Source organism: Cobetia sp. PS-4MA (assembly GCF_057670765.1).
In genome coordinates this window covers 3469412-3480560 of the sequence record NZ_CM173107.1, presented here as the reverse complement: position 1 = coordinate 3480560, position 11149 = coordinate 3469412, and the positions used below count along the sequence as shown (strand labels likewise).

Sequence of the window (11149 nt, the reverse complement as noted above, 5' to 3'; positions counted from 1 at the left end):
AAAGAGGAATCTGCTAGAATTCCCTCGTCCATTTTCTGCTCGCCTGCCACCGGAATTCCGATGTACGCCAACTCCCGTCAGATCGACTCTCCCCAGACCGGCCCCCACGAGGACATCGAGCGGCGCGTACGCCGTGCGATGGCACATCCGCTTCGCAAGCCAGTCGCGGAGCACACGCGTGAGGCGTTTGAACAGGCGCAACGCTGGCTGGCGGAACAGGACAAGCCCTTGTGGCTGGACAGCGGCTGTGGCGTCGGGCGCTCGACCCGCCTGCTGGCACTGGCCCATCCGGATCATGCGGTGATCGGGGTCGATCGCAGCGAGGACCGCCTCACTCGCAAGCACGGCGAGCTTCCGGACAACGCGTTGCTGGTACGTGCTGATCTCGTTGATTTCTGGCGTCTCGCACTGGCGGCAGGCTGGGCGCCGGCTCATCACACCCTGCTGTATCCCAATCCCTATCCCAAGGCGCGTCACCTCAAGATGCGCTGGCAAGGCCATCCGGTATTTCCGATCATCATGGCATTGGGCGGTCGGCTCGAGTTGCGCACCAACTGGCAGATCTACGCACTGGAATTCGCTCAGGCCATCGGTCATGCCACCGGTGTCGAGGTGACGGCAGAGGCCTTTGTCCCGCACGGCGATTATCTGACCCACTTCGAGCGCAAGTATCATGAGTCCGGTCAGGCGCTGTGGCGCCTTGAATGCCAGCTCGAGCACACGCCTGAGCGTTACCCCCTGCAGGTGTGAGGCGTGTCATGCCGGCGGCAGGTTCTGGTTGGCGATGGCGGCGTGACTGTCACGGAAGGTGTCGCGCAGTGATTGGCGCAGCCAGCTGGCGGCAGGGCCGCGGGGGCTGTCACGTCGCGAGATCAATTCGATATCGATATCGGCGGTGGCGCCCAGTGCACTCAGGTCCAGTATCGTCAGCCGCTTCTGGAAGGGCGGGTAATGGGCGATGTGACGTGGCACCTGTGCCCAGCCCAGGCCACGTGTCGTCAGTTCCGCCATGGCATAGAAGCTGTTGAGCTGCCAGAAACGCTGTGAACGAGGAGCTTCCTGGCCGGGGCCCAGCTGCTGACGCTGACCGATCATCAATTGACGGTGATCCGCCAGATCGCTGTGGGTCGGGCTCTCGAGCTGTGCCAGGGGATGGTCGCGGGCGACGATCAGCACCTGCTCCAGTCGTCCCAGTGCCTCCCGCTCCAGTGCCATGGCACAGAGCGGCTGGCAGAACAGGATGCCGAGGTTGGCCTCGTGCTGCTCCACCCAGCGCGCCACTTCATCCTGAGCCCCATTGAGCAGATTCAGTGTCAGTGTCGGATACTGCACCGCCATCTTTTCCAGTACTTCCATCACGGGTGGCATCTCCACCAGCGCTTCATCGATCGCCAGTGTCAGGCTGGCTTCCAGGCCCTCGCTGAGGGTGCGTGCACGAGCCTCCAGGCGTTGGCATTGCACCAGTACGCTATTGGCTTCGTGCAGCAGTGCCTTGCCTGCAGGTGTCAGGATGGGGGTACGCGGGGTGCGATCGAACAGTTCGCAGCCCAGGTCCATCTCCAGATTGGCGATGGCGGTGCTGACGGCGGACTGCGCACGGCCCAGACGACGTGCCGCGGCGGAGAAAGACCCCGTTTCCGCGACGCAACGCAGCGTCGTCAGCTGTTCCAGTGTCCAGTTCATTGCCTTTCCTCTTGCCTCGATCCATCTGAATACTAGATGGATACTAACTTTCATCCATCTCCATGACCTCTAGAATGCCTGACATATCCACCTCGCACAGCCGCACGGCATCATGTGCGAAGTCTGAGCAGGAGTCTCGGTGATGCGTTCCAACAAAGAGCGATTGGCACAGGCTGGGTTGCTGGAGCTGGGCGGCATTCTGATCGTGGCCCCGCTGTCCGCCATGTTGACGGGGCATGATCTGGCGAGCATGGGGAGCCTGGCCGTGGTGATGTCCACGCTGGCCGTGATCTGGAGTACGGTCTGGAACTGGATGTTCGACCGCTGGGTACCGACTCGCCAGCGCAATATGCTTCAGCGCATCACCCAGGCACTCGGCTTCGAGCTGGGACTGGTGCTGGTGACGGTCTTCCTCGTCGCGGCCTGGCTGGAGATCGGGCTATGGCAGGCACTGTTGCTGGACCTTGGTTTCGTGGCCTTCTTCCTTGTCTGGGCCATGATCTTCAATCCACTGTTCGACGCGGTCATGACCCGCCTGCTGGCACGCAAGGCTGCCCGTGAGCGGAAGCACCCGTCACCACATTCCATGAGGTGAGTCGATGAGTTATGTCTTTCTGGCGCTGGCAATACTGGCAGAGGTCATCGCGACCAGTGCGCTCAAGGCCTCCGAGTCCTTTTCGCGACTCGGCCCCAGCCTGATCGTGGTGGTGGGGTACGGCATCGCCTTCTATCTTCTGACGCTGGTGCTGCGGGACCTGCCGCTGGGCGTCACCTATGCGGTGTGGTCTGGACTGGGGATCGTGCTGGTCACCCTGTTCGGCGCGGTGGTCTATCGCGAGATGCCGGACCTGCCGGCGATCCTGGGTCTGGCGATGATCGTGGGGGGAGTTGCCGTCCTGCATCTGTTTTCCAGCGCCACTCCTCATTAAGCTAGAGGCATCACGGCGCCAATCCGGCTGTGACATGGATGCTCACCGACGACGTCACTGGATGCCTCATGCCTCTACTTCGCACTGCACCAACCTCTGCGCGACCTGCGTTGCTGCCCACGTTGCTCTCTTCGCTGCTTCGCCCGTTCAAGGCGGCGGCACACCCCGCGGTGTCGGGAATGTCGCTGCGCTTCACGCGCTCGCTGCGCGGACTGGCCATCGCCGCCGGCGCTACCCTGGTGGCGACCGGGCCGGCGCAGGCAGCCGGGTTCGACAACCTCACTCGCCTGGCTGACAAGGGTTTCATCGTCAGTGCCCAGGCCCGCATGCTGGACACCGGCGAGACGCTGGCCTCGGTCGATCCCGGCCTGCAATTGACGCCCGCATCGTTGTCCAAGCTCTATATCGCCGGCGCGGCGCTGGACCGTTTCGGGCCGCAGTATCGCTTCTCCACACGTCTGCGCAGCACGGGCTCGATCAATGACGGCGTGTTGACCGGCGATCTGGTGCTCGAGGGCAGTGGTGACCCGGCATTGACCAGTGAAGAACTGTGGCGTCTGACCGAAGAGCTTCGCTTCAGGGGCATCCGGCGTATCGAGGGACGCCTGCTGGTCAGTCAGTGGCGTTTCGGGCCGGTGCCATGCATCAGTACCGATCGCTGCAATGCCTCGCGTCGCTCGAGCAACGCCTATGATGCGCTGCTGTCGTCCGCGGCCAGCAACTATGCCAGCTGGTGCGTGAAGGTGATGCCGGGGGCGGGCAGTCAGGCGCCGGCGCGACTTGCCAGCTGTGACACGACCCAGCCCACCGAGATCTTCGACAATCAGGTCACCACCGTCGCGGCCGGCGGAAAGAATGCCCTCAATGCGCGGCGTACCACCAGCAACGGGCGCGATACGCTGGTCGTCAGTGGCACCATCGCCGCCGACAGCCAGCCGCGCAGCATCTACCGTGCCGTGTCCAATCCGGCGCTGTATACCGGCGAGCTGATGCGCGACATGCTGGCGCGTGCCGGCATCGCGGTCACGGGCGGCGTGGATATCACCACCACGGCGCCGCCTTCCAGTGCGGTACAGCTGGGGAGTGTCGAGGGCAAGCCGATGCAGGAGCTGTTGACGCGGATGCTCAACTACTCCAACAACTTCATGGCCGACCAGCTGACATTGGCACTGGTCGGTGGCAGTCAGGCCACGCTGCGTCAGGGAGGCGCCAAGCTTGAGACCTTCGCCAGCGCGATTCCGGGTCACGGTCCGCTGACGCTGTATTCAGGCAGTGGTCTGACCTCGCAGAACCGTACCAGCGTCAACGGTCTGATCGCGTTGCTCGACAGCATGTACCACCGTCCGGCCCTGTTCCCCACTTTCGTTGCTGGGCTTCAGGCACCGGCCAATGGTCCGATGCGCTTCATTCGGCGCGGCAGCGAGACCTTCCGCAATCACGTGATGGTCAAGACGGGAACGCTCAACAATCCTGTGCCGGTGCGCGCCATCTCGGGCTACTTCCGCACCCAGACAGGCCGCTGGGGAGCCTTTGCCGTGATGGTCAACGGGCGTGCCGCCGTGCCGTATCTTTCCTGGCCGCAGGTGCTGGATCCGGTCGCGGAGGACCTGACCGCGATGATCGAGCGCAATTGATCCATCGGCCGAGACTGCATGACACGAAAGCCCCCGCCAGCTGGCGGGGGCTTTCGTCTTCATGGCCTGTGTGACAGGCACAAAAAACCCCGCCCGAAGGCGGGGTGATCCTCCACACGCCCGGCATGGCTGAGAGGAGGGCACTCGGGACGCTCGACAGGGCGTAACGAGATGCCTAGAGCATAGCGTCGTGAGGCCGCCTTGGCTAACCTCAAACAGCGTATTGCACCGCAACAATCAATGACTTGGCGCAATTTTCGAGGCAATGGCGCATTTTTTCCGTGATCGGCTGCGATTCGTGGTGCGCGCTGGCATGTCAGCGGGCGGGATCCAGCAGTACGCGGCCACTGATGTTGCCGTCGATCATGGCCTCGGCACGTGCCGCGATGTCATCCAGTCCCACCGTCTCCAGCTGCATCCGCGCATGCAGCTCGCTGGAGACCTCGGCCAGGCGTTGCCACACCTGCTGGCGACGCTCGGCATTGATCATCACGCTGTCGACGCCAAGCAATGAGACGCCGCGCAGGATGAATGGCATCACGCTGGTGGGCAGGTCCGCGCCCGCCGCGAGTCCCACGGCCGCCACCTTGCCATCGTAATGCATCTGCGCCAGCAGGTTGGCCAGTACCTGGCCACCGGCAGTATCCACGGCACCGGCCCAGCGGCTCTTCTCCAGCGGACGGCCCTTCTCCTCGAAATCGCTGCGCAGATGGACCTCGCTCGCACCCAGTGACTCGAGCCACTCACGCTGCTCGGCCTTGCCGCTGACCGCGTGGACCTCGAAGCCCTGCTCGGCCAGCATCTGCACTGCCCAGCTGCCGACCCCGCCAGTGGCACCGGTGACGATCACCGGGCCTTGCTGGGGCGTCAGGCCGGCCTCTTCGAGACGCATCACGCACAGCATGGCAGTCAGGCCCGCCGTGCCGAAGGCCATGGCCTGTTCGGCGCTCAGGTTCGCGGGGCGCTTGACCAGCCACTCGGGCTTGACGCGCATGCGCTCGGCCAGTCCGCCCCAATGACGCTCGCCCACGCCCCAGCCGGTCAGGATGACCTCGTCGCCTGGCTGGAAGTCCGGCGAATCGGAGGCCTCGACACGTCCCGCGAAATCGATGCCCGGCACGAAGGGCAGCTCGCGCACGATCTTGCCACGGCCGGTGATGGCCAGCGCATCCTTGTAATTGAGGCCGGAACGCTCGATGGCCACCGTGACAGGCAGGTCGGGTAGCTGATCATCGGAGAGTTCGACGACTCGGGCGCGTGGGGTCTCGTCGTGCAGCATCAGTGCGCGGGACATGGCAGTCTCCTCGTGATTGGCGTTGGTGTTGGCGCTCTTCCTGCGTGAAGGTGTCAGGGCGTCTGACGTGAGACGCTCGGTCTCACAGTGCCTGCAAGCGACGCCGCGGGGAAGTCCCGAGACCTCGACATTGGGATGAGACTGACGCAACCGGGGCCGCTGATCAGATGAAGCTGCGCACGGTGGCCAGGCCGACAAGGGTCATCAGCACGGTATAGGGCAGCGCCATCCATACCATACGCCCGTAGGACAGCCGGACCAGCGGGGCGATGGCCGAGGTGAGCAGGAACAGGAACGCCGCCTGACCATTGGGGGTCGCCACGCTTGGCAGATTGGTACCGGTGTTGACCGCCACCGCCAGCGCATGGAAATGCTCACGACTGATGTTGCCTGCCAGGTACTCGTTCTTTACCTGAGTGATGTATACCGTCGCCACGAAGACATTGTCCGAGATGGCGGACAGCAGTCCGTTGGCGAGGAACAGCGCCCCCGCCTGGTCCTCCATCGGCAGACTGAGCACCCATTGGATGAAGGGCTGGAACAGATGCTGCTCGTGGATGACGGCGACGATGGTGAAGAACACCACCAGCAGTGACGTGAAGGGCAGCGCTTCCTGGAAGGCGCGTCCGATCTGATGCTCATCGGTGATGCCGTTGCCGGCGGTCAACAGGATGATCACCGCCAGCCCGATCAGCCCGACCTCGGCCAGATGCAGCGCCAGTGACAGGACCAGCAGGATGGCCACCACCCCCTGCACGATCAACGCTGCGCGCTCGCGCGGGGTGCGGCGCGCATCCTGATGGCGATCATAGTCCTCGAGAATCCGGCGGACGCTGGCAGGCAGGCGTTGGCCATAGCCGAACCAGCGGCCGCGTTCCAGCAGCACGCACAGCGCAAGTCCGGCGAAGAAGGTGGGAAGGGTGACGGGGGCCATCTGCAGGAAGAAGGACAGGAAATCCCACTCGGCGGCCTTGGCGATCACCAGATTCTGCGGCTCGCCGATCATGGTGCTGACGCCCCCCAGCGCGGTACCGACGGCACCATGCATCAACAGCGAGCGCAGGAAGCCGCGGAAGTCCTCGAGATCTTCGCTGTGGATCGCCTCGACACTGATGTCGTTGGCGTGATCATGCTGGGTATCGAAATTCTTGCCTGACGCCACCTTGTGATAGACGGAGTAGAAGCCCACCGCGATACCGATGATCACCGCGGTCACGGTCAAGGCATCCAGGAAGGCGGACAGCAGGGCGCTGGCCAGACAGAACATCAGCGACAGCCAGGTCTTGGAGCGCACGCCGAGAATGATCTTGGTGAAGGTATAGAGCAGCAACGGCTTCATGAAGTAGATGCCTGCCACCATGAACATCAACAGCAGAATCACCGGCAGATTGCGCTCCATCTCCTGCATGATGGCATCCGGGGAGGCCATGCCGATGGCGACGGCCTCGATCGCCAGCAGGCCGCCGGGTTGCAGCGGGTAGCACTTGAGCGCCATGGCCAGCGTGAAGATGAACTCGCCCAGCAACAGCCAGCCGACGATCACCCCACCCTGAGGGCCGCTGAACCACAGCAGCAGCGGATTGGTGATCAGGAACAAGCACATCAACTGCTTGTACCAGCGCGGCGATTGGCCGAGGAAGTTGCGCGCCAGTCCGTGACCGAGTGTCTGGCGTGTGTCGTGAGATGAGGAAGGCATGGGCAGTTCCCGGGCGTTGACTTGTTGTTGTTGGATGACAGTATCGGCAATGCCGCAACATCGCGGGCTTTGCTATCATCGCCGCCGTCATCGAGCGCCTGGCGGTATTAGAGCATGCTCGGTGATGAGGTCTCGGGTAGCCTTTGGTCGTGAAAACCGCGCAGCTAGCGCTGCGAGGTCGCCAGCCGGTGTGCTGGCAGCTCTTCCCGAGACGTGTTTCTGGTAAACGTCATCGTCCGATTGAAAGATCGGCCTCTGCAGCCACCGTGCTGCGTCTGCACGAGACCCGAAGATGAAATCACGGCATACCGGCCTGACCCACCTCAAGCACTCCGCGCGTTACTCTCTCAAGGGGCTCAAGGCGGCCTGGCGCAATGAAGAAGCCTTCCGCCAGGAATTGATCCTGTGCGCGCTACTCTTGCCGTTCGCCTGGTGGATCGGGGAATCGCACATCGAGTGGCTGCTGCTGGTCGGCTCCATCCTGATCGTGTTGATGGTCGAGCTGCTCAATTCCGCGGTGGAGTGCGCGATCGATCGCATCGGCCCGGAGTTTCATGAACTGTCCGGGCGCGCCAAGGACATGGGCTCGGCAGCGGTGATGCTCGGTCTGATCTTCGCGGGCCTGACCTGGGGCACGTTGCTCTACGACAAGCTGTTCGGATAGGGCATATCGCCTGTGGGGCATGGCCGTGTCATGTCCCCTCTGCCTCCGTTATGCTGAAGGTCGGATCGAAGGAGACGACCATGCCCGACAACGCCCCCGCCTCATCACCCCACTCTTCCCGCCCGTCAGCGGATCTCCCGCTGCCGGCAGACTTCCTGCCGCTGGAGTCGCTGCTCGGCCAGCAATCCGAGCACAGTCGCCAGACACTGGAGGAGGCTGCCGGCGCCGCACGGGAGCGTCTGAACGAGAGCCTGATGCAGGCCCGGAGTCTCAGCGAGATGCGCGGCGATGCCAGCTCGCCCGTGGCGTCGTTTCTGGCGCTGGGGGCGCAGCAACGTCTCGAGCTCGCCCGTCTGGTCACGCTGTCGGACTTCGCTCTCGATACCCTGTGCCGTCGCCCTGAGCTTCTGGCCGAACTGATCGAGAGCGGCGAGCTTGAACGCGCCTTGCCGCCACGGGAATTGAGCGCACGGCTGGCGGAGGGGCTGTCGGCCGCCGAGGATGAAAAGGCGATGCAGCAGGTGCTGCGGCGTTTCCGCCAGCTGCGCATGCTGGGCATCATCTGGCGTGATCTCAATGGCACGGGCATGTGGGACACGGCGGGCGCGGTCTCGCGACTGGCCGAGGTCTCGCTTGAAGGTGCGCTGGGGTGGCTGGAGGCCTTTCTTGAACCGCGCTATGGCCGCCCGGCAGCGGATCGTTTCGGAGAGCCGCAGCGGTTGGTGGTGCTCGGCATGGGCAAGCTGGGGGCCGGAGAGCTCAACCTGTCCTCCGATATCGACTTGATCTTCGCCTTCCCCGACAAGGGCGAGACGACGGGCGGGCGCAAGTCGCTGGATCACCAGGAATATTTCACGCGCCTGGGCCAGAAGTTGATCGCGGCGCTGGATGCGATGACCGCCGATGGCTTCGTGTTCCGCGTCGACATGCGCCTGCGGCCGCTGGGGGACGGCGGTCCACTGGTGGGCAGCTTCTCGATGCTGGCCAGTTACTACCAGGATCAGGGGCGTGAATGGGAGCGCTACGCGATGCTCAAGGCGCGTCCAGTGGCCGGCAGCATCACCGCGGGCGAGCGACTGATCGCGCATCTGCGACCCTTCGTCTACCGCAAGTATCTGGACTTCGGCGCCATCGAATCCCTGCGCGAGATGAAGGGGATGATCAATCGCGAGGTCAAGCGCCGCGGGCTCTCTGACAACATCAAGCTGGGGTCCGGTGGCATTCGCGAAGTGGAATTCGTCGCCCAGGCCTTCCAGTTGATCCGCGGTGGCCGCGAGTCGGAACTGCAGGTCACCTCACTCAAGACAGCCTTCGCGCGACTGCCCGAGCTTGGCCTGCTGCCACAGGCGGTCGTGGATGAGCTGGTGCCGGATTACGTCTTCCTGCGTGATCTTGAGCATGCCCTGCAGGCGCAGGCCGACCGCCAGACCCAGACATTGCCGCTGGACCCGCTGGGGCGCGAGCGTCTCGCGCTGGCGATGCAGCTGCCGGACTGGGAGGCGCTCACCGAGCGACTCGAAGAGGTGCGCGCTCGCATCCGGCTGCACTTCGACAACGTGATCGCCGCGCCGGAAGACGAGGAAACCGAACCGCCCGAAGGGCAGCAGGCACTCGATGAGTGGCGTGCCCTGTGGCGCGATGAGCTGACGGTGGAAGAGGGTCGGGAGCTGCTCGCCGAAAGCGGATTCGAGGCACCCGACGAGAGTCTGCGGCGCCTGAACAGCCTGCGTCGCTCACGGGCAGTGCAGGGGATGCAGCGCATCGGTTTTGATCGTCTGGATGCCTTGATGCCCTCATTGCTGCAGGCGCTGGGCTCGGCGGCGGGCGACCCGGAAAAGCCCGGCGAGCATGATGCCAGTCGCGTGCTGGAGCGTGTGCTGCCGCTGATCGAGGCCGTGTTGCGTCGCACGGCCTACCTGGCGCTGCTGCGCGAGAATCCTGATGCACTGACGCAGTTGATGCGCCTGTGTGCGGCGAGCCCCTGGATTGCCGAGCAGCTGGCGCGCTATCCGGTGCTGCTGGACGAGCTGCTGCACCCGCACAATCTCTACTCGCCCGCCGACAAGGTGCGTCTGGCCGATGAGCTGCGCATCGCGCTGTCACGCATCCCCGAAGATGATGAAGAGGCGTTGCTCGAGGCGCTGCGCGTCTTCCGGCACGCCCAGGTGCTGCACGTCGCGGCCTCCGACATCGCGGGGGCGCGCCCGCTGATGAAGGTGAGCGATTATCTGACCTTCATCGCCGAGGTGATCCTCGAGCAGGTGCTGGCGATGGCCTGGAAGACCCTGACCCGCAAGCACGGCTTTCCGCTGGGGCGGGATGGCCAGCCGATCACCGGGGACAGTCTGAGTGGCTGCTTCGTGATCGTCGGCTACGGCAAGCTGGGGGGCATCGAGCTGGGCTATGGCTCGGATCTGGATCTGGTCTTCCTGCACGATGCCGCCAGCAAGGGCCAGACGGATGGCCCGCGCCCCCTCGACAACCCGCTGTTCTTCACCCGGCTGGGTCAGCGCATCATTCATCTGCTGACCGCGGTGACTCCGGCCGGTGCCCTCTACGAAGTCGACATGCGCCTGCGGCCTTCCGGCAACTCCGGACTGCTGGTCTCGAGCCTGGCTTCCTTCCGTGATTACCAGCTTTCCCAGGCCTGGACCTGGGAGCATCAGGCGCTGGTGCGGGCACGTGCCGTGGCGGGGGATCCGGCGCTGGCGCTGGCGTTTGAGCAGACACGTCGGGAGGTGCTGGGGCAGGCCCGAGAGGCCGATGCCCTGGGCAAGGAAGTCGTCGCCATGCGCCACAAGATGCGGGATCACCTGGGGAGTTCCGCCAAGGACCGGGATGCAGGCCAGTTCCACCTCAAGCAGGATGCGGGAGGCATCGTCGATATCGAGTTTCTGGCCCAGTACTGCGTGTTGTCGATGAGCCATCAGGAGCCTGAGCTTCTGAGATGGAGTGACAACATGCGACTGCTCGAGACGCTGGAGGCCTGTGGGCGCCTGCCGGGTGAACAGGCCAGTGAGCTGCGCGAGGCCTATCTGGCCTATCGCAATACCAGCCACCGCCTCGCGCTGGAAAAGCGTGGCAGCCTCATCAATCTCGAACAGGTGCCGCTCATCGCCATGCACCGCGAGCGTGTCATCGCCATCTGGCAATCCTTGCTGGGGGAGTGATCTTGACTCAGACATTTCGTGTTCAGCTCAGGCATTCCCTGTCCCGATGATTCGCGCGGCGTGATTAAACGCCATATCA

General features: G+C 64.0%; 9 protein-coding genes. 6 read left to right on the top strand and 3 right to left on the bottom strand.

Translation table 11 applies throughout. From position 1 onward, the window contains the following. Positions 1 to 60 precede the first annotated feature (60 nt). On the top strand, positions 61 to 750 hold the full coding sequence (gene trmB / locus AC26AR_RS14625; RefSeq protein ID WP_176494265.1) for a tRNA (guanine(46)-N(7))-methyltransferase TrmB: 690 nt from the start codon (positions 61 to 63) through the stop codon (positions 748 to 750). 6 nt (positions 751 to 756) lie between these two features. Here trmB and AC26AR_RS14620 read toward each other — a convergent pair whose 3' ends face one another. After that, positions 757 to 1683, bottom strand: a complete 927-nt coding sequence (locus AC26AR_RS14620; protein WP_077378039.1) for a LysR family transcriptional regulator — start codon at positions 1681 to 1683, stop codon at positions 757 to 759. A gap of 142 nt (positions 1684 to 1825) precedes the next feature. Here AC26AR_RS14620 and AC26AR_RS14615 point away from each other — a divergent pair, with 142 nt between their 5' ends. The 3 genes from AC26AR_RS14615 (at position 1826) to dacB (ending at position 4246) form a co-directional block, all read left to right on the top strand. Further along, positions 1826 to 2278, top strand: coding sequence for a PACE efflux transporter (locus tag AC26AR_RS14615; protein ID WP_077378043.1), 453 nt, complete (start codon positions 1826 to 1828; stop codon positions 2276 to 2278). Between the two features lie 4 nt (positions 2279 to 2282). After that, complete coding sequence (locus tag AC26AR_RS14610) at positions 2283 to 2612, top strand: DMT family transporter (RefSeq protein WP_077378046.1); 330 nt, start codon at positions 2283 to 2285, stop codon at positions 2610 to 2612. A 179-nt stretch (positions 2613 to 2791) separates the two neighbouring features. Beyond that, entirely contained in the window at positions 2792 to 4246 is a 1455-nt protein-coding gene (gene dacB, locus AC26AR_RS14605) for a D-alanyl-D-alanine carboxypeptidase/D-alanyl-D-alanine endopeptidase (RefSeq protein ID WP_488107258.1), read from the top strand. 316 nt (positions 4247 to 4562) lie between these two features. On the opposite strand, the gene AC26AR_RS14600 is transcribed toward dacB, so the two are convergent. Further along, on the bottom strand, positions 4563 to 5540 hold the full coding sequence (locus AC26AR_RS14600; protein WP_077378051.1) for an MDR family oxidoreductase: 978 nt from the start codon (positions 5538 to 5540) through the stop codon (positions 4563 to 4565). 163 nt (positions 5541 to 5703) lie between these two features. Next, positions 5704 to 7236 (bottom strand): sodium/proton antiporter NhaB, encoded by a 1533-nt coding sequence (nhaB, locus tag AC26AR_RS14595; protein ID WP_077378054.1) that lies wholly within the window; start codon positions 7234 to 7236, stop codon positions 5704 to 5706. A gap of 292 nt (positions 7237 to 7528) precedes the next feature. Here nhaB and AC26AR_RS14590 point away from each other — a divergent pair, with 292 nt between their 5' ends. Both AC26AR_RS14590 and glnE read left to right on the top strand, forming a co-directional pair. Beyond that, positions 7529 to 7900, top strand: a complete 372-nt coding sequence (locus AC26AR_RS14590) for a diacylglycerol kinase (protein ID WP_077378057.1) — start codon at positions 7529 to 7531, stop codon at positions 7898 to 7900. 80 nt (positions 7901 to 7980) lie between these two features. Next, positions 7981 to 11070 carry a bifunctional [glutamate--ammonia ligase]-adenylyl-L-tyrosine phosphorylase/[glutamate--ammonia-ligase] adenylyltransferase gene (glnE, locus tag AC26AR_RS14585; protein WP_488107257.1) on the top strand — a complete coding sequence of 1030 codons (3090 nt, stop codon included), beginning with the start codon at positions 7981 to 7983 and terminating at the stop codon, positions 11068 to 11070. Positions 11071 to 11149 lie beyond the last annotated feature (79 nt).

Bases quoted from the DNA above. Each gene is read 5' to 3' on its own strand.
- AC26AR_RS14615 (WP_077378043.1), top strand. From the start codon at position 1,826: ATGCGTTCCAACAAAGAGCGATTGGCACAGGCTGGGTTGCTGGAGCTG.
- AC26AR_RS14610 (WP_077378046.1), top strand. From the start codon at position 2,283: ATGAGTTATGTCTTTCTGGCGCTGGCAATACTGGCAGAGGTCATCGCG.
- glnE (WP_488107257.1), top strand. From the start codon at position 7,981: ATGCCCGACAACGCCCCCGCCTCATCACCCCACTCTTCCCGCCCGTCA.
- AC26AR_RS14620 (WP_077378039.1), bottom strand. From the start codon at position 1,683: ATGAACTGGACACTGGAACAGCTGACGACGCTGCGTTGCGTCGCGGAA.
- trmB (WP_176494265.1), top strand. From the start codon at position 61: ATGTACGCCAACTCCCGTCAGATCGACTCTCCCCAGACCGGCCCCCAC.
- AC26AR_RS14590 (WP_077378057.1), top strand. From the start codon at position 7,529: ATGAAATCACGGCATACCGGCCTGACCCACCTCAAGCACTCCGCGCGT.
- nhaB (WP_077378054.1), bottom strand. From the start codon at position 7,236: ATGCCTTCCTCATCTCACGACACACGCCAGACACTCGGTCACGGACTG.
- AC26AR_RS14600 (WP_077378051.1), bottom strand. From the start codon at position 5,540: ATGTCCCGCGCACTGATGCTGCACGACGAGACCCCACGCGCCCGAGTC.
- dacB (WP_488107258.1), top strand. From the start codon at position 2,792: ATGTCGCTGCGCTTCACGCGCTCGCTGCGCGGACTGGCCATCGCCGCC.